General features: G+C 72.6%; 13 protein-coding genes. 5 read left to right on the plus strand and 8 right to left on the minus strand.

Annotated features, from left to right (window positions below; genetic code table 11):
* Nucleotides 1–2: 2 nt before the first annotated feature.
* Nucleotides 3–2024, minus strand: a complete 2022-nt coding sequence (locus ACGFYQ_RS07860; RefSeq protein ID WP_393741110.1) for an FAD-dependent oxidoreductase — start codon at nt 2022–2024, stop codon at nt 3–5.
* 175 nt (nt 2025–2199) lie between these two features.
* Here ACGFYQ_RS07860 and ACGFYQ_RS07865 point away from each other — a divergent pair, with 175 nt between their 5' ends.
* Nucleotides 2200–3642: an alpha/beta fold hydrolase gene (locus ACGFYQ_RS07865; RefSeq protein ID WP_393741112.1), complete on the plus strand. Its 1443-nt coding sequence runs from the start codon at nt 2200–2202 to the stop codon at nt 3640–3642.
* On the opposite strand, the gene ACGFYQ_RS07870 is transcribed toward ACGFYQ_RS07865, so the two are convergent.
* The 7 genes from ACGFYQ_RS07870 to ACGFYQ_RS07900 form a co-directional block, all read right to left on the minus strand.
* A complete protein-coding gene (locus ACGFYQ_RS07870) occupies nt 3617–6640 on the minus strand; it encodes an alpha-mannosidase (protein WP_393741114.1) in 3024 nt (1007 codons plus the stop codon). The two genes, ACGFYQ_RS07865 and ACGFYQ_RS07870, sit on opposite strands and share 26 nt — an antisense overlap.
* 77 nt (nt 6641–6717) lie before the next feature.
* Nucleotides 6718–7488, minus strand: a complete 771-nt coding sequence (locus ACGFYQ_RS07875) for a carbohydrate ABC transporter permease (protein ID WP_393742111.1) — start codon at nt 7486–7488, stop codon at nt 6718–6720.
* 47 nt (nt 7489–7535) lie between these two features.
* Nucleotides 7536–8429: a carbohydrate ABC transporter permease gene (locus ACGFYQ_RS07880; RefSeq protein ID WP_393742113.1), complete on the minus strand. Its 894-nt coding sequence runs from the start codon at nt 8427–8429 to the stop codon at nt 7536–7538.
* Nucleotides 8430–8551: 122 nt separating this feature from the next.
* Nucleotides 8552–9886, minus strand: coding sequence for an ABC transporter substrate-binding protein (locus ACGFYQ_RS07885; RefSeq protein WP_393741116.1), 1335 nt, complete (start codon nt 9884–9886; stop codon nt 8552–8554).
* A gap of 318 nt (nt 9887–10204) precedes the next feature.
* A complete protein-coding gene (locus tag ACGFYQ_RS07890; protein WP_393741118.1) occupies nt 10205–10570 on the minus strand; it encodes a hypothetical protein in 366 nt (121 codons plus the stop codon).
* A 122-nt stretch (nt 10571–10692) separates the two neighbouring features.
* Nucleotides 10693–11634, minus strand: coding sequence for a serine/threonine dehydratase (locus ACGFYQ_RS07895; protein WP_393741120.1), 942 nt, complete (start codon nt 11632–11634; stop codon nt 10693–10695).
* A gap of 15 nt (nt 11635–11649) precedes the next feature.
* The gene (locus ACGFYQ_RS07900) at nt 11650–12300 is read right to left on the minus strand and encodes a TetR/AcrR family transcriptional regulator (RefSeq protein ID WP_393741122.1); all 651 of its coding nucleotides are present in this window, start codon (nt 12298–12300) and stop codon (nt 11650–11652) included.
* Between the two features lie 161 nt (nt 12301–12461).
* On the opposite strand from ACGFYQ_RS07900, the gene ACGFYQ_RS07905 reads away from it, so the two are divergent.
* The 4 genes from ACGFYQ_RS07905 to ACGFYQ_RS07920 all read left to right on the plus strand — a co-directional run bounded on the left by ACGFYQ_RS07905 (nt 12462) and on the right by ACGFYQ_RS07920 (nt 18753).
* Nucleotides 12462–14150 (plus strand): ricin-type beta-trefoil lectin domain protein, encoded by a 1689-nt coding sequence (locus ACGFYQ_RS07905; RefSeq protein ID WP_393741124.1) that lies wholly within the window; start codon nt 12462–12464, stop codon nt 14148–14150.
* A gap of 640 nt (nt 14151–14790) precedes the next feature.
* A complete protein-coding gene (locus ACGFYQ_RS07910; protein ID WP_393741126.1) occupies nt 14791–17151 on the plus strand; it encodes an alpha-N-acetylglucosaminidase in 2361 nt (786 codons plus the stop codon).
* Between the two features lie 221 nt (nt 17152–17372).
* Complete coding sequence (locus ACGFYQ_RS07915; RefSeq protein ID WP_393741128.1) at nt 17373–17726, plus strand: hypothetical protein; 354 nt, start codon at nt 17373–17375, stop codon at nt 17724–17726.
* Complete coding sequence (locus tag ACGFYQ_RS07920) at nt 17719–18753, plus strand: polyprenyl synthetase family protein (protein WP_393741130.1); 1035 nt, start codon at nt 17719–17721, stop codon at nt 18751–18753. Before ACGFYQ_RS07915 ends, ACGFYQ_RS07920 begins: the two co-directional genes overlap by 8 nt.
* Nucleotides 18754–18856 lie beyond the last annotated feature (103 nt).

The raw sequence follows: 18856 nt of genomic DNA on the forward strand, positions 1-18856 counted from the left end.
GTTCAGAGGGTGGCGGCCAGCTCCGTGCCCTGGCGGATGGCCCGCTTGGCGTCGAGTTCGGCGGCCACGTCGGCGCCGCCGATCAGGTGCGCCTCGACGCCGGCCGCGCGCAGCGCCTCGTACAGGTCGCGGCGCGGCTCCTGGCCGGTGCACAGGACCACCGTGTCGGCGGGTACGAGGCGCTGCTCGCCGCCGACGGTGATGTGCAGGCCCTCGTCGTCGATCCGGTCGTACGTCGCCCCCGCGACGGAGACCACCCCGCGGTGCTTGAGCTCCGCGCGGTGGATCCACCCGGTGGTGGTGCCGAGACCGGCGCCGACCTTGGTCTCCTTGCGCTGGAGCAGGTGGACCTGGCGCGGCGGCGCGGGGCGCTCGGGCTTGGCGAGCCCGCCGGGGCCGGTGTACGCGGTGTCGACGCCCCAGTGGCGGAAGTACACCTCGGGGTCCTGGGAGGCACCCTCGCCGCTGTCGGTGAGGAACTCGGCGACGTCGAAGCCGATGCCGCCGGCGCCGACGACGGCGACGCGCTCGCCGACGGGGGCGCCGTCGCGCAGCACGTCGAGGTAGGTGACGACGTTCTCCCCGTCCACGCCCTCGATGTCGGGGGTGCGGGGGGTGACGCCGGTGGCGACGACGACCTCGTCGTAGCCCTGGAGGGTCGCCACGTCGGCGCGGGTGTTCAGCCGGACGTCGATGGCGTGGGCGGCGAGCTGGGTGCCGTAGTAGCGGATGGTCTCCTCGAACTCCTCCTTGCCCGGGATGCGGCGGGCGATGTCGAGCTGGCCGCCGATGTGGCCGGAGGCCTCGAAGAGGGTGACGGCGTGGCCGCGTCCGGCGGCGGAGACCGCGCAGGCCAGGCCGGCCGGGCCGGCGCCGACGACGGCGACGCGCTTCTTGAGCCGGGTGGGGGCGAGGACCAGCTCGGTCTCGTGGCAGGCGCGAGGGTTGACCAGGCAGCTGGTGATCTTGCCGCTGAAGGTGTGGTCGAGGCAGGCCTGGTTGCAGCCGATGCAGGTGTTGATGGTCTCGGAGCGGCCGGCCGCGGCCTTGGCGACGAAGTCGGCGTCGGCGAGGAAGGGGCGGGCGAGGGAGACCAGGTCGGCGCGCCCGTCGGCGAGCAGCTCCTCGGCGATCTCGGGGGTGTTGATGCGGTTGCTGGTGACGAGGGGGACGGAGACCGCGCCCATCAGCCGCTTGGTGACCCAGGTGTAGGCGCCGCGCGGGACGGAGGTCGCGATGGTGGGGATGCGGGCCTCGTGCCAGCCGATGCCGGTGTTGATGATGGTGGCGCCGGCCGCCTCGATCTCCTTGGCGAGGTGGACGACCTCGTCGAGGGTGGAGCCGCCGGGGATTAGGTCCAGCATGGAGAGGCGGTAGATCAGGATGAAGTCCTCGCCGACGGCCTCGCGGGTGCGGCGGACGATCTCCAGCGGGAAGCGGACGCGGTTCTCGTACGCGCCGCCCCAGCGGTCGGTGCGCTTGTTGGTCGCGGCGGCGATGAACTCGTTGACCAGGTAGCCCTCGGAGCCCATGATCTCGACGCCGTCGTAGCCCGCGAGCTTGGCGAGGCGGGCGGCGCGGACGAAGTCCTCGACCGTCCGCTCGACCTCGATGTCGGTGAGCTCGTTGGGGACGAAGGGGCTGATCGGGGCCTGGAGGGGGCTGGGGGCGACCAGGTCCTTGTGGTAGGCGTAGCGGCCGAAGTGGAGGATCTGCATCGCGATCTTCCCGCCCTCGGCGTGCACCGCCTCGGTGATCACCCGGTGCTCGGCGGCCTCGTCCTCGGTGGTGAGGCGGGAGCCGCCCTCGAAGGGGCGGCCGGCGTCGTTGGGGGCGATGCCGCCGGTGACGATCAGGCCGGCGCCGCCGCGGGCGCGCTCGGCGTAGAAGGCGGCGAGGCGCTCGAAGCCGCCCTCGTGCTCTTCGAGGCCGGTGTGCATCGACCCCATGATCACGCGGTTCGGCAGGGTGGTGAAACCGAGGTCCAGGGGGCTCAGCAGGTGCGGGTACCGGCTCTGGGACATGGGGGGCGCCTCCTCGCGCGGGGGTGATGTCCCCTGTTCTAGCGAGGGCGGCCCGGTTTTGCAACTAGGTGCAAAACCGGGTGGGGGCGGTCCGGCCGGGGAATCCCCGGCGCCAGGGGCCCGGCCCCCGGCCGCCTGTGGCGGAGTTCACGCCGCCGCCCGTACTGTCGGCCGGATGACGGAGCAGCACACCCTGACGGCGAACGGCGTCCGGCTGGCGTACGAGGTGGCCGGGCCCGCGCACGGCGACCCGCTCGTCCTGCTGCCCGCGCTGGGCGAGACCGCCGGCGACTGGGCCCCGGTACGGGACGTGCTCGCCCGGGACCGGCGGGTGTACGCCCTGGACCTGCGCGGGCACGGGCGCAGCGAACGGACGGCGAGGTACTCGCTGGAGCTGATGCGGGACGACGTACTGGGCTTCCTGGACGCCCTCGGACTCGACCGGGTGGACCTGGCCGGGCACTCGATGGGCGGCGTCGTGGCGTACCTGGCCGCGCAGGAGCAGCCGCACCGGGTGGTCCGGCTCGTCCTGGAGGACGTACCGGCCCCCTTCCCGCGCGAGGCGGTCGCACCCGAGCGGCCCGAGGGCGAGCTGGACTTCGACTGGGCGATGGTCCTCGCGGTACGGGCCCAGCTGGACCGGCCGGACCCCGCCTGGCCGGCGGGGCTGGGCCGGATCACGGCCCCGACCCTGGTGGTGGCGGGCGGCCCCGCCAGCCATGTCCCGCAGGACGGCATCGCCGAACTGGTCCGCCGGATCCCGGACGCCCGGATGACGACGGTCCCGGTCGGCCACCTGGTCCACGCGGCCGCGCCGCGGGAGTTCACCGAAGTGGTGTCGGCCTTCCTCGAAGACCGGGCCGACAGCGAACTCGCCCGCCGCTGGCTGGCCGAGGACGGCATCACGCAGACCGGACCGGGCCTGTGGATCGACGACGATTCCCCCGGCGCGCCGCAGACGGCGGCCGACATCGCCGACGACTGGGGGTGGCAGGTGTTCCGGGACGAACGGCTCCCCCTGGCCGACCGGCTGAGGGTCGCCTTCGGCCTGATGGACCTGCTCGGCAGCGACACACGGGTGACCGGTCAGCTCCACATGGCACACCTCGGGGAGGACGGCCCGCTCCCCGCCGCCGTCCTGTGGAACGGCTTCCGGCGGCGGCTGGAGGCGGTACGGGAGTCCGCGGCCGTCGCCGACTGCCTCTGGCTCGACTGGTTCGAGGACCGCCGGACCGCGGGGACCGCCTTCGCCGAGGTACTCGGCGACGACATCGGCCGGCTGCCCGGGCGGGAGCTGCCCGGGGATCCCGGCCGGGATCCGCTGGTGCGCCGCGCCCGGCGGGTGCTGGAGGTCTCCGGCCCGGTGCCCTGGCCGGCCAAGGCCGCCGCCTACGAGACGGCGGCCCTGGTCCCCGTACTGCACCCGGCTCTCTTCCGGGCCCTGCTGGCGAGCCACCACGACCTGTACGGAGATCTCGAACCGGCTCCGGCGCTGGCCCTGTTGGAACGGCTCCGGATCCCCGCGGACACCGAGCACCTGGCCGCGCTGCAGGGCGCGCTGCGGGCCGGGCGGCGGCACGCCTACCGCGGGGTCAGTGGCGGCTCAGACGGACCGTGACGATCTGGAACGGGCGCAGGGTCAGGGGGATCCCGCCGTCCGGGGTGGGGGTGGCGACCGCCGTGCCCTCCAGGGGGCGTTCGAGCAGGTCGCTCTCGACCGCCGCCGTGATCGGGAAGTCCGCCCTGAGCGTGGCCGTGGCACGGCCGCCGCGGGACTCGTAGAGGCGGACGATCACGTCGCCGCCGCGGTCCTCGGCGAGCTTGACCGCCTCGACGACCACCGCCTCGTCGTCCACCGCCACCAGCGGGGCGACCGGGCCCGCGCCCGGCACCACGCGCTCGGGCAGGTTCAGCGCGTGGCCCTCGCGCACCGCGTCCCCGATCCCGGCGCCGGGCGCGAGCGCGAACCGCAGGGTGTGGGAGCCCTGGTCGGTCTCCGGGTCGGGATAGCGCGGGGCGCGCAGGAGCGAGAGCCGGATGGTGGTGGTCTGGCCTCCGTCGGCCCGCACGTCGCGGGTCACGTCGTGCCCGTACGTGGATTCGTTGAGCAGCGCGACCCCCCAGCCGGGCTCCTCCGCGTGGATCCAGCGGTGGGCGCAGATCTCGAACTTGGCGGCCTCCCAGGAGGTGTTGGTGTGGGTGGCCCGGTAGACGTGCCCGAACTGCGTCTCGGAGGCGGTCCGTTCGGCCTTCACGTCCAGCGGGAAGGCGGCCTTGAGGAACTTCTCGGTCTCGTGCCAGTCCACGTCCGTGACGATGTCGAGCGTCTTGGCTCCGGCCCGCAAGGTGAGGGACTGGACCGCTTTCGAGCGGCCGAAGGAGCGGGTGACCCGGACGGTGACGGCCGACGGGCCGCTCTCGGCGACCTCCAGCGCGTCCAGCTGCACGAGGTCCGTGACCTTGTTGCGGTAGAACGCGTCGATGTCCCAGGCGTCCCACATGTTCGGGAAGTCGGGGTGGATCTGGAGCAGGTTCGCCGCGGCTCCCGGCGCGAGCGACTCACGGCGCTCTTCCAGGTCGTAGGCGGAGACGACCAGCCCCCGGCCGTCGATCTCCACCAGCAGCCGGCCGTTGGCCAGGACGTGCCCGCCGCCGTGCCGCTCCTCGACCGTGGCGGGCTGCCCCGCCTCGGCCGGGCGGCCCGCGCCGCCGGCCGGGATGCCGCGCCGGGTGTGCGGGGCGCAGTTGAAGACGAGTTGCTCCGTGCCCTCCCCCGCGAGCGCCCGCTGCGCGGTCAGGGTGATCCCCTGGAGCTCCTCGCGCACCGCCCGGTACGTCTCGCGGGCCTCGCGGTGCACCCAGGCGATGGACGAGCCGGGCAGGATGTCGTGGAACTGGTGCAGCAGCACCGTCTTCCAGATCCGCTCCAGGTCCTCGTACGGGTACCCGTACCCCGGCACCTTCACCGCGGCGGTGGCGGCCCACAACTCGGCCTCGCGCAGCAGTGATTCACTGTGCCGGTTGCCCTGCTTGGTCTTGGCCTGGGAGGTGTAGGTGCCGCGGTGCAGCTCCAGGTAGAGCTCACCGGCCCAGACGGGCGCGTCCCGGTACTCGGCGTGCGCCTTCTCGAAGAAGGCGTCCGGCCGCTCGATCTCGACCCGCGGGGAGCCTTCGAGGTCCCGCTGGCGCTTGGCGCGGGCGAGGTGCTCGCGGGTGGGGCCGCCACCGCCGTCGCCCCAGCCGAAGGGGGTCAGCGACCGCGTACCGCGGCCCTTCTCACGGTAGTTGCGGGCGGCGTGGGCCAGCTGGGCGCCGCCGAGGTCCGAGTTGTAGGTGTCGACGGGCGGGAAGTGCGTGAAGACGCGGGTGCCGTCGATGCCCTCCCACCAGAAGGTGTGGTGCGGGAACGCGTTGACCTGGGACCAGCAGATCTTCTGGGTCAGGAACCACTTGGAGCCGGAGAGCTTGACGATCTGCGGCATCGCGGCGGTGTAGCCGAACGAGTCGGGGAGCCAGACGTTGTGGGTCTCGATGCCGAACTCGTCGAGGAAGAACTTCTTGCCGTAGAGGAACTGGCGGGCCATGGCCTCGCCGCCGACCATGTTGGTGTCGGACTCCACCCACATGCCGCCGACCGGCACGAACTGCCCGTCCGCGATCTTCTTCTTGATCCGCTCGAAGAGCTCGGGCCGGTACGTCTTGATCCAGTCGAGCTGCTGCGCCTGCGACATGGCGAAGACGAACTCGGGGTGCTCGTCCATCAGGTTGACCATGTTGGACGAGGTGCGCGCGACCTTGCGCACCGTCTCGCGCAGCGGCCACAGCCACGCGGAGTCGATGTGGGCGTGGCCGACCGCGCTGATCCGGTGCGCGGAGGCGTGGGCGGGGGCAGCGAGCACGGCCGCCAGACACGCTCGGGCGGCGGCCGCCGTGCCGGCCACGTCGCCGAGGTCCACGGCGTCCAGTGCCGCCTCGACGGCGCGCAGGATCTCGTACCGGCGGGCGTCCGCGGTGTCGAGCTGCGTCATGAGGTCGTGGAGCACTTCGAGGTCCTGGACCAGTTCCCAGACCTCGGTCTCGAAGACGGTGAGTTCCATCCGGGCGAGCCGGTAGAGGGGCTGGTCGCCGCTGGTCAGCCGGTCGCCCTCGGACGTGGCCGAGTGGTCGACCAGGACCGGGTTGGAGGCGGCCTCGACGTACCACTCGACGCGCTCGCCGCCCGCGGCACGGTCGGCGACGCGCACCCAGTCGTTGTAGGGGTTGAGCGCCTTGATCTCGCCGCCGTCGGACCGGTGGACCAGCCCCTCGCACTGGAATCCGGGCATCATCCGGTCGAAGCCGAGGTCGAGGACGGCCTCCACCGTACGGCCGGCCCAGTCGGCCGGGACGGTGCCGGTGACCTTGAACCAGGTGGTGCCCCAGGCCGGGCCCCACGTGTCGCCGATCGCGCAGGGCTCGTACGTAGCCGCCAGACCCTCGGCCACGGGGACGGGCTCACCCGGGGCCTCCCAGCGCTCGACGCTCAACGGGACCGGGTGGGTGTGGACGGCGGGCTTGATGCGCTCCTTGAGGACCCGGCGGAGGCGGTGTTCGGTGATGCTGCGGTCGTCGTGCATGACGGCTGCTCCAGGGGAGGTGTGGTCATTACGGGCGGTGCACGGGGCTGGGGGGCGGCTCGGGGGGTGACGGCGGCTCAGGTCTTGACGGCTCCCTCGCCCACGCCTTTGAAGAAGAAACGCTGGAGGGCGAAGAAGAGGAGCATCATCGGGATGAGCGCGGCCATCGCGCCGGCGGCGATGAGCCGCTGGTCGTTGACGGTGGTGGCGCCGGCCAGGGTCTTCAGGCCGAGCTGGAGCGTGTAGTTGTCGCTGTTGGTCAGGACCAGCAGGGGCCAGAGGAAGTCGTCCCAGGCACCCATGAAGCTGGTGATGCAGACGACGGCCAGGGCGCCCTTGGCGGCGGGGAGGAACACCCGGGTGAAGCGGGTCCATTCGCCCGCGCCGTCCAGCACCGCGGCTTCCTCCACCTCCTTGGGTACGGACAGGAAGGCCGCTCGCATGATCATGACGTTGAGGACGGAGACCGCCCCGGGCAGCCAGACACCGATGAGCGTGTCGACCAGGCCCATCTCGCGGACCGTGAGGAACATCGAGATCATCACCGATTCGAAGGGGAACATCAGGGACGCCACCAGGACGGTGAAGACGGCCTTGCGGCCCTTCCAGCCGGCCCGGGAGAGGGCGTACCCGCCCATCGAGGCGAACAGCGTGTTCGACGTGATGGCGAGGACGGCCACGATCAGGGTGTTGCCCACGTACTGGAGGAGCGGGAAGGACTCGGCGACCCGGACGTAGTTGTCGAGGGTGGGCTGCGAGGGCAGCACGCCGTCGTACACGTTCTCCGTGCGGCCGCGGATCGAGGTCAGGAACTGCCACACGATCGGGCCCAGCATGACCACGAGCATCAGCGTCAGCGTGGCGTACCGGCCCGCCGGTCCGATCCAGCGGCGCCTCACCGCTCGTCCCCCTTCGACAGACGGCGTCCCAGCAGGCTGAAGACCAGCGTCAGGAGGAACAGCAGGATGGAGATCGCGGAGGCGTAGCCCGTCTCGCCCGCGAAACCGAGGCCGACCTGCCGGATGAGGAAGGGCAGGGTGCGGGCGCCGCCGCCGGGGCCTCCGCTCTCGCCGCCGAGGATGTAGATCTCGGTGAAGACGCGCAGCGCCGAGATGGCGGAGAGGGTGCCGACCAGCAGCATCATCGGCTTCACCTGGGGGACCGTGATGCTGAAGAAGCGGCGGACGGGGCCGGCGCCGTCGAGAGCGGCCGCCTCGTAGAGGGAGGCGGAGACGTTCCCGAGGGCCGCCAGGTAGAAGACCATGTAGTAGCCGAGGCCCTTCCACACGGTCACGATCATCGCGGAGACCAGCAGCATGGTGCTGTCGGTCAGGAACGGGACCGGCTCCGAGACGACGCGCAGCTTCAGGAAGACGGTGTTGACGAGGCCGTCGCTGCGCAGCACCCACTGCCAGATCAGGCCGACGACGACGGCGGAGGCGATCACCGGGGTGTAGAAGGCGGAGCGGAAGAACCCGATGCCGGGGACCTCGGTCCGCACGAGGACCGCGAGGGCCAGCGGCAGGAAGACCAGGCAGGGCACGACGACGACGAGGTACAGGACGCTGTTGCCGGTCGCGACCCAGAAGTCGGGGTCGGCGACGGCGCGGGTGTAGTTGTCGAAGCCTACGAAGGTGCCGCCGCGCAGGATCTGGGAGTCGGTGAGGGAGAGGATGACGGTGTTGACGAACGGCCAGAGGCTGAACAGCGTCACCATCACCAGGCCGGGGGCGAGGAACAGGTAGGGGGTCCACCACGCGCGGTGGGGCAGGCCGGTGTCGGTCTCCATGGCCGCCTGGGCCTTCCGCAGCTGCCTGCGGCTCGGGCTCCCGGTGCGGTTCGGGCTCCCGGTGCCGGTCCCGCTGTCGTCCGCGCTCACGCTCTCGCTCACACCCACGCTGGTCGCGCGGGTCACTTGCGGGCCGCGTCGGCGAGCAGCTTGTTGGCCTCCTCCTGGGCCTTCTTCACCGCCGTTCGGGCGTCCTGTTCGCCCTTGATGGCCTTCTGCATCTCGCGTACGACGGCGTCGCCGACCTGGTTGGTCCACTGGACGGGGGTGTTGGCGTCGAGTTCGGCCGTCTTCAGCTGCTCGGCGCCGACCGCGCGCGCGAGGGTCTCCGCGTCCTTGCCGTCGCCCTTGTCCGCGAAGTACGGGTCGGCGAGGCCGCGGGCGTTCGACGGGTAGATGGTGGCCTTCTTGGAGAACTCCACCTGGTTGGGGCCGTTGGTGACCCATTTGGCGAACTCGGTCGCCGCGTCGAGGTGCTTGGTGTCCTTCTTGATGCCGAGGCACTGGGCGTAGATGCCGATGTGGCCGAGCTTGCCCGTGACGGCGCCGGCGACCTGGGTGCCCGCGTAGACCTGGGGCGCGTTCTGCTTGATGTCCTTGACGAAGCCCGGGGAACCGGGGCCGAAGACGAGCTTTCCGCCGCCGTAGAGCTGGTTGATGTCGTCGGACTTGAGGAGGGACTCCTTGGGCATGGCGCCCTTGGCGTAGAGGTCCTTCATCCGCTCCACCCACGCGACGGCCGTGTCGGTGTCGAAGGTGAACCGTTCCCGCTTCTCGTCCAGGATGGGGACTCCCATCTTCTGCCAGTCGCCGGGGAGCCGGCCCTTGGGGTCGGCCATGAAGGCGGAGTACCGGCCGCCGGACGAGGCGGCGATCTTCTCGGCGTGGTCGAAGAACTGCTCCACGCTGGTGGGCGGCTTGGCCGGGTCCAGGCCGGCCTTCTCGAAGAGCTCCTTGTTGTACGTGAGGATCTCCGGGGTCACGTACCAGGGGTACGCGTACACGCCGTCGCCCCTGCCCGGCAGCTTGAACTGCTCCCAGGCGCCCGGGACGTACTCTCCGGCCACCGCGCCGTCCAGCTTGGCGACGTCGGCGAGCATGCCCCGGTCGCCGAGGAGCTGGAAGGAGTCGGTGGAGAGGTTGACCACGTCCGGGAGGGCTCCGGCCTGGGCGTCGGCGACGAGCTTCTCGTTGTAGCCGTCGCCCGGGACGTCCTCCCATCTGACCTTCACCTCGGGGTACTTCTTCTCGAAGCCGTCGATCACGCCCTGCACGTACGCCGTGAACGTGGGCTTCAACTGGAGCGTGCGGAAGGTGATCTCACCGGCCACCCTGCCCGACTTCTCGGCTTCCTGGATCTCCCCGGAGCCGCCGCTCATGCCGCACGCGGCGGTCGAGAGGAGGACGCCCGCCGCCAACGCGGCAACGGCGATACGGGTCGGGTTCGCACGGGTCATCGTCGCCGCCTTCGCAGAAGTCCGGCCTCATTGCCGGAGGCGGTGCCCACGGTCGTCCGAAATCAAGACCTCGTCAATGAGGCAGCGGTCCCATTGGCCGGTGACGCCCGTGCACCTCGCGGCACGACAAGGCATCAGGCCCCCGGAGAAGCCATCACCACGACCACAACGACCTGCACTGATGCGCTTTAGTTCCAAGGCATTTGACGAGGGTATCGATTCGATAACGAAGCTGGCCCTCCATCACGATGTGACTTCTTATCGATGGTTCGCGAAGGGCGTGCACTAATGCGCTTTACCCCGCACTCCGCTAAACCCCTACTTCATCGGGTACTCGGCCTTCTCGGCGAGCTTGCCGTCCTTGAAGCAGAAGCGGAGCACGGTCTCCTTGCCGTCCTTGGGGTCGCCGCTGGAGATGTACCAGGAGCAGGTGCTGCCCTCGGGCTCGGCCGGGCCGCCCTCCTTGAGGGCGCCCTTGACGAAGGAGTCGCCCGACGGGAGCTTGGCGCGGACCTCGCCCTCCGCGTCACCGGTCCTCACCGCCTCGTAGACCTTGGGGTCGACCAGGGTCTTGTCGGCCACGTCGAGCACCTTCCCCATGCCGAAGACCGCCACCACGGCGAGGCCGATGCCCAGCACCAGCGCCACCCCGCAGCCGATCAGACAACCCTTGCGCTGTGCCACGCCCGTTCCTCCGTGTCGAGTCGTACCGTGTCCGGCGGTGTTCGCCGGACACTTCGACCTTCGCAAAGGGCGCGGGCCGCGGGCTGTCCTCCAAAGTCGTCGGCCGACGCGACGATCGTCGCTCAGACCCCGGGGGCCACCAGGTCCGCAGGGTCGGTGTTGGCCCCGCAGAGGATGACGGCGACCCGCTCGCCCAGCGGCCCCGACGCGCCGCGCAGCGCCGCCAGGGCGGTGGCGGCGCCCGCCTCGACCACGATCCGGTGCTCCTCCCAGAGCGCGCGCCGGGCGGCCGTGATCGCCCCGTCCGGGACGAGGACCGACCGCACGGTCTCGTCCCGCGCGGCGGCCAGCGCGTCCGCGGAGACCCGGGTGGCCCCGAGGGAGTCGGCGGCCACGGAGTCCACGGCGACGTCCACGGGGCGGCCCGCCGCCAGGGCCGCGTTCAGGGCCCGGCAGTTCTCCGGCTCGGCGGCGACCACCCGTACGCCGTGTTCGCGGGCGGCGGTGGCGACCCCGGCGAACAGTCCCCCGCCGCCGACGGCGACGACCACGGTGTCCAGCCCGGGCAGGGCGGCCCGGATCTCGTCGAGCAGGGTCCCCGCGCCCGCCGCGATGAGCGGGTGGTCGTAGGCGTGGCTGCTCAGGGCTCCGCTCGCGGCGGCGAACTCCTCGCAGGCGGCCAGCGCTTCGGCGTACCGGTCGCCGACGAGGCGCACCTCCGCCCCGTACCCGCGCAGCCGGTCCACCTTCACCCGGGGGGCGTTGGCGGGCAGGAACACGGTCGCGGGCACGGACTGCGCGCGGGCCGCCCAGGCGCAGGCGAGCCCCGCGTTGCCGCCGGAGGCGATGGTGACGCCGGCGGCCGGGAGGGAGCCGGCATCGCGGTGGGCGGCGAGGAAGTTGCGCGCGCCGCGGGCCTTGAAGGAGCCGGTGTGCTGGAGGTGTTCCAGCGCGTACCAGACGCCCTGGGCCGCCGGGGCCACGGCGACGGGCCGTACCGCTCCGGCGATCCGGTCGGCGGCGGCGCGTACGGCGGCGTAGTCGAGCTGCTGTGCCGGTTGCATGGTCTGTCTCCCCGTTCAGGCGGTGGGCGTGGCGGGCCGGGCGGCCTCGATCAGCTGGCGCAGGGCGCCGTAGTACACCTCGTGGTCCGTCAGCGGCGGCAGTACGTCGGCCAGCCCGCCCGCGAGCACCGGGAACTCGGCCGGGTCCAGGGCGGCCAGGGCCGCACGGGAGGCGGCGGTGGCCCCGGCCGGGTCCCGGTGGTCCACGAAGGCCGCGCTGCCCAGGGTGAGCAGGTACATGCGGCGGTAGACGGTCATCGCCTCGGCGGCTGTCATCCCGGCGGCCACGCTGTCGGCGAGCGCGGGCTCCACGAGCCGGGCAAGCAGCTGCCGCCCGAGCCAGGGGCGGCCGCCGCGCAGGACCAGCAGCCCTGGGTGGGCGGTGAGCAGCCGGTACAGCGCGCCGAACCGCTGCTCGGCGGCGTCCGCCCAGTCCGTTCCGGCGGGGACGTCGGGCAGCTGCGCGGCCAGGTGCTCGGTGCAGAGGTCCAGCAGTCCGGCGAGGTCGGTGCAGCGGCGCTGGACGGTGGCGTGGGAGACGTCGAGCCGGTCGGCGAGGGCCCGGAAGCTCAGGGCCGCGGGCCCTTCCTCGTCGAGGATGCGCAGGGCGGCGACGGCGATCGTCTCGGGGGTGGCCCGGTCCAGGGCGGCTGATCTCCTCGGCATGGGATACACCGTAACATACGCCGTATCACACGCTCGGTACGCCATCGACTGCGGCCATATTGCTGGTCATTGGCAGATAACCATCGACTTATGTTGACAGCCGGTAATCGCCTCGCTGCACTGGGCGCACGACTGCCCCACGTCCACGTCAAGGAGACTCCGTGCCGCCTCGCCTGCGTGCCTCGCTCCCCTGTCTGACCGCGGCCGCCCTGTTCGCCCTGGCGCTCTCCCCCGCCCCGGCGGGGGCCGAGCCCACCGCGACCTCGGACACCCCGCTCGCGCTCACCCCGCCCATGGGCTGGAACAACTGGGCGCACTACATGTGCGACATCGACGAGGCCAAGGTCGTCGCGAACGCCGACGCGCTCGTGTCCACCGGCCTCGCCGCCAAGGGCTACGACACGGTGACCGTCGACGACTGCTGGATGACCAAGAGCCGCGACGCGCACGGCGCGCTGGTCGTCGACAGGGGGAAGTTCCCGCACGGCATGGCCTGGCTCGGCGACTACCTGCACGCCAAGGGACTGAAGTTCGGCATCTACCAGGACGCCGGCTCCCTCACCTGCGAGAAGTACCCGGGAAGCGGCGCCCCGCAAGGCGGCGGCGAGGACCACTACGCGCAGGACGCCCGGCAGTTCGCCTCCTGGAACGTCGACTACGTCAAGATGGACGGCTGCAACCTGTGGGTCCCCGAGGGCAGGACGAAGGAACAGGCGTACCGGGACGCGTACAACGGCGTCGCCGCGGCCCTGCGCGCGAGCGGCCGGGACATGGTGCTGTCGGCCTCCGCGCCCGCCTACTTCCAGCAGGGTGAATGGGGCGGCTCCGACTGGCACAAGGTCCTCGGCTGGGTCGGCGAGACCGGCCAGCTGTGGCGCGAGGGCCGCGACATCCAGGTCTACAAGCCCGCCGCCCCGAGCACCTCCCGGTGGAGTTCCGTGATGGGCAACTACGGGTACAACCGCTGGCTGGGCCGGTACGCGGGCCCCGGCAACTGGAACGACCCCGACTTCCTGATCGCGGGCGCGCCCGGGCTGACGGCGGCCGAGAGCCGCAGCCAGGTGGCGCTGTGGGCCATGATGGCGGCCCCGTTCATCCTGTCCTCCGAGGTCTCGAAGCTGACCCCGGAGGGACTCGCGGCCCTCGGGAACACCCGGATGATCGAGCTGGACCAGGACCCCATGGGCCGTCAGGGCGCGGTGGTCTCCTCCAACGCCACCTTCGAGATCCTGGTCCGGCCGCTCGCGAACGGCGACCGCGCGGTGGCCGTGCTCAACCGCTCGGGCAACGCCCGGGACATCAACGTGCCGCTGGACGAGATCGGGCTGCCGTCCTGCACGGCCGACGCGCGGGAGCTGTGGAGCGGGGAACGCCGGGCGGTCTCCGAGGCGTTGACCGGGAGGCTCGCCGCCCATGACACGACCGTCTGGCGGCTCACCCCGCGCGGCTGCGCCCGGGCCGTGCCGACCGGACAGATCGTCGGCGACGGAGTCAAGTGCGCCGACGGGGCCAACACCACGGGTGTCGGCGCGGTCGTCATGGGGGCGTGTACCGGAGCCCCCGACCAGCGGTGGACCGTGGGCGAGGACGCGAGCCTGCGGCTGGCCGGCGACTGCCTGTCGGCGGGCGAGGACGGCTTGGTGGAGCTGGCGGACTGCGCGCCCGCGGAAGCCGGGCAGCCGGGCCAGAGCTGGGCGCACCGCCGCGACGGGGCCCTCGTGGAGAAGGCGAGCGGGCTGTGCCTGACGGCCCCGGCCACGGCCGCCACCCCGGACGCTCAGGCCGGGCGACTGCGGCTGACCCCTTGCGGCGACCACCGGGTCGACCAGGCCTGGGCCCTGCCGGTCTGACGGCGCCCGGATGACGAACCCGACCCCGAACCGGACACCGATGCCGATGCCCTTGCCTGAGCCCCTGCCGGAGCCACCGCCGGCACGCCTGCCGATGCCCGTGCCCGTGCCCGGGCCCACGCCCGTGCCCGAACCGGTGCGGCTGCCGGACTCATCGCCCATGCCGACGCAGGCGCCGGACGCCGTGCCGGTGCCCGCGCCCATGCGACGGCCTTGCGTCGCGCCAGCGCCTGTGCGGGCGCCCGTGCCCGTACCGGACCTCACCCCCGAGCCCGGGCCTGACCCCGCACCAGCGCCAGCACAGGCGACCCTGCCCGTACCAGACCTCACCCCCGAGCCCGGGCCTGACCCCGCACCAGCGCCAGCACAGGCGACCCTGCCCGTACCAGACCTCACCCCCGAGCCAGAGCCTGACCCCGCACCAGCGCCAGCGCAGGCGACCCTGCCCGTACCAGACCTCACCCCCGAGCCAGAGCCTGACCCCGCACCAGCACCAGCGCAGGCGACCCTGCCCGTACCAGACCTCACCCCCGAGCCAGAGCCTGACCCCGCACCAGCACCAGCACCAGCACCAGTGCAGGCGACCCTGCCCGTACCAGACCTCACCCCCGAGCCAGAGCCTGACCCCGCACCAGCACCTGTGCTGGCGCCCGGGCCGGGGGCGCGGCGGGGGCGGCGGGGGCCGGTCCCCCGCCCGGTCGCCCTCGCCGCCCTGCCCGCGGCGCTGCTCGCCCTGCTCTGCGCGGCGCCCGCGCCCGGAGCGACCGCCCCGGGCGCGGGGCCGCCCGTACAGGCCGACGTACGGGCCGACGCGCGGGAAGGCGCCCACGCGGCCGGGCACGGCAAGCCCGGCCGACCCGTACGCGGCGGCGTACAGCCGGCGGCTCCGCGCCCCCGGACCTTCGACGTCGCGCCCGCGCGGGCCGCCCTGCAGCGGCTGCTGCCGCGCCACGCCGGGCAGTTCACCCTCGTGCCCGACACGGCGGCCGCCGCCGACGCCTTCACCGTCTCCGGAACCGCGGGCGCGGTCACCGTGCGCGGCAGCACCGGCGCCACCCTGCTCACCGGGGTGGGCTGGTACCTCCAGCACGTCGCCGGCGCCGACATCGGCTGGCCCGGCGACAGCATCGGCATGCTCCCCGCCGAACTGCCGGGCGTCCCGGAGCCGGTGACCCGCAGCGCGCTCGTACCGCACCGGTACGCGCTCAACGACACCGACGACGGGTACTCCGGCCCGTACCGCTCCTTCGAGGAGCACCAGCGGCAGATCGACGTGCTCGCCCTGCACGGCATCAACGAGGTGTTCGTGCAGGTCGGCGCCGAGTACCCGTACTACCGGGCGCTCCAGGGCTTCGGCTACTCCGCCGAGGAGCTGCGCCGGTGGATCCCCGGCCCCGGGCACCAGAGCTGGTGGCTGCTGCAGAACCTGAGCGGCTTCGGCGGCCCGGTCCCGGAGCGGCTGATGCGCGAGCGCGCCGAGCTGGGCCGCCGGGTAGCGGACCAGTTGCGCGGGCTCGGCATGACCCCGGTGCTGCCCGGCTACTTCGGCACCGTGCCGCCGGAGTTCGCCGCCCGCAACCCGGACGCGGCCACCGTGCCGCAGGGCGACTGGGCGGGCTTCGACCGGCCGGACTGGCTGGACCCGGCCTCACCGGCGTTCGGGAAGCTGGCCGCCGCGTACTACGCCGAGCAGCGCGCGGTGTTCGGGGACAGCACGATGTACCGGATGAGCCCGCTGCACGAGGGCGGCCAGACCGGTTCGGTGGACGTGAAGTCCGCCGCGGGGGCCATCCAGGCCGCTCTGCACGCCGCCCATCCGGGCGCGCTGTGGGCGGTGCTGGGCTGGCAGGACGACCCGACGGCGGAACTCCTGGCGGGGGTGGACACCTCGAAGCTGCTGATCCTGGACGGGCTGTCGGACCGGTACAACCGGCTGGACCGCGAGACCCGTTGGGGCGGCGCCCCCTACGCGATGGGCACCATCTACAACTTCGGCGGGCACACCACGATCGGGGCGAACACCTCGGTGTGGATCGAGCGGTTCGGCCCCTGGCGTGCCAAGAGCAACAGCGCGCTGACCGGGATCGCCTATCTGCCGGAGGCCACCGGGACCAATCCGGCCGCCTTCGACCTCTTCACCGACCTGGCCTGGGAGCCGGATCCGATCGACCAGCGCCGGTGGTTCGCCGACTTCGCGGCCCGCCGCTACGGCCGGCCGGACGCCGAGGCCGCGGCGGCGTGGGAGGAGCTGCGCAAGGGGCCGTACAGCACTTCGTCGGGGCTGTGGTCGGAATCGCAGGACAGCCTGTTCACCGCCCGGCCGAGCCTGACCGCGGCGGGATCGGCGTACTGGAGCCCCAAGTCCCAGCGCTACCCGGCCGGTTCGGTCCGCCGGGCCCTGGACCACCTGCTCAAGGTGGATCCGCGGCTGCGCGCCTCCAGTGCCTACCGCTTCGACCTGGTGGACACCGCCCGGCAGGCGCTCGCCAACCACTCGCGGGTACTGCTGCCGAAGATCAAGGCGGCGTACGACGCCGGGAACCTGACCCTCTTCCGCGAGCTGACCGACGAATGGCGTGACGGGGAACGAAAGTTGGACGCGGTCACCGGCAGCGACCCGAACTTCCTGCTCGGCCGCTGGCTCGACCGGGCCCGCGCGTCGGGCGCCGACCGGGCCGAGCAGGACCGGTACGAGTACGACGCCCGTTCGGTCCTCAGCGTGTGGGGGCCGCGCGGGACCAGCGAGGGCGGATTCCTGCACGACTACGCGAACCGTGAATGGAGCGGCCTGATCTCGGAGTTGTACGCCCGCAGGTGGGAGGCGTACTTCGATGCGCTGGAGGAGGCGCTGGCCGGCCGGACCGCACCGCGCGAGATCGACTGGCACGCCTTCGAGGAGGAGTGGGCCCGGCGGACCACGCGGCATCCGGTCCGGCCGACCGGGGACCCGTACACCCTGGCGGCCGAGATCGCGTCGGCGCTGCCCGCGGCGGCGAACTGACGTACACCACTCCCGCGGTGACGATCACCTCGTACGGTGATCGTCACCCTCCCGTGGGAATCTCCGTACTCGTGCGGGGGAGAACCGACCCCGTGGATCGCCTCGCGGGAGCGGCACTCGGTTCACTGGCCCGGAAACGATCAGGGGCGGCCACCGGAGCGATCCGGCGGTCGCCCCTTCCGATGCCATGACGGCAGGACGCGACCAGGAGTGCACCGAGCATGTCCCAGACCGAACACGAGCAGTCCGAGCGGGAGCGGCCCCAGCAGGACCGGCCGCAGCAGGAGCGGTCCACGAACGCCGCCCCGGCCGCCGCCCCGCTGGAGCTGCTGACGCTGCTCGCCGCCGGGGTGGCCGATCTGGCCCTCGACCAGCTGCGGCAGACCGCCGACCGGGCGCAGCACGTGATGCGCCGCTCCGACCTGAAAGAGCTGCTCACCGACGGGGTGGTGGAGCTGCGCAAGCGCGGGGAACTGGCCACCCGCCGGGCGGGCGTGGGCGCCGAGAACTACCTGGAGACCATGGCCCGTCGGGCCGCGGAGCGCGTCGCCGCCGAAGGCCGCTCCTGTGCATGACCACACCGGCTTCAAGGAGCGCATCGACGAGGTGCTGGTCCGGCTGGCCGACGAGGAGGAGCAGGCGCTCCTCGGCCTGCACGCCGAACTCTTCCCGCTGTCCGAGCAGTTACGCCGCTCACTGGCGCGCGGAAAGCGCATCCGGGCCGCGTTCCTGTACTGGGGGTGGCGGGCGGCGGGCCAGCCCGACTGCGAGGGGGTGATCCGGGCCGCGGCCGCGATGGAACTCGTGCACGCGGCGGCCTGCACCCATGACGACATCATCGACGACAGCCGGATGCGGCACGGGCAGCTCACCGCGCACGCCGCGTTCGCCGCGGCCGGGCAGCGTTCCACCGCCCTCGCGATGATCCTCGGCGATCTGCTGATGGGATACGCGGGCCACGTCTTCACCTCCTGCGGGCTGCCCGGGGCCTACCTCGCCCGGACCGTACCGCTCTGGTCCACGCTGCTCCGAGAGACGATGGCGGGCGAGTTCCTGGAGGTACTGCGCACCGACGCGAAGCCGGCCCGGGAGCCGCAGGTGGCGGAGTCGCTGGAGGTCGCCCGCTACAAAACGGCCAAGTACACCGTGGAGCGGCCGCTGCACCTGGGCGCCACCCTCGGCGGCGGCGACCGCGCCCTGCTGGACGCCTTCTCCGCCTACGGGCTCCCGCTCGGCGAGGCCTTCCAGCTGCGCGACGACCTGCTGGGCACCTTCGGCGACCCGGCCACGACCGGCAAGTCGAACCTGGACGACCTGCGGGACGCCAAACCCACGGCGCTGCTCGCGCTGACGACGGCGGCGGCCGACCCGGACGACCTGCGACTGCTCGCCAAACTGGTCGGCAACCCGGAGCTGTGCGCGGAAGAGGCCGCCTCCGTCCGCGAGTTGATGGAACGGTGCGGAGCCCGGCAGCAGGTCGAGGACATGATCCGGGAGCGCATCGTCCGGGCCACCGGCGCGCTGGACACCGTACCGATGCCCGCAGAGGCGCGGTCCGCGCTGCACGACCTGGCAGGCACCGCGGCCCAGCGGTCGCTGTAGCCGACGCGGCTGACGCCGTCGTCACCGCCACCGCCACCGCCACCGCCACCGCCACCGCCACCGCCACCGCCACCGCCACCGCCACCGGCCGGACGGTCCCCGC

Origin of the sequence: Streptomyces sp. NPDC048258, assembly GCF_043201995.1 — a bacterium.
In the GTDB taxonomy this organism is placed as follows: domain Bacteria; phylum Actinomycetota; class Actinomycetes; order Streptomycetales; family Streptomycetaceae; genus Streptomyces.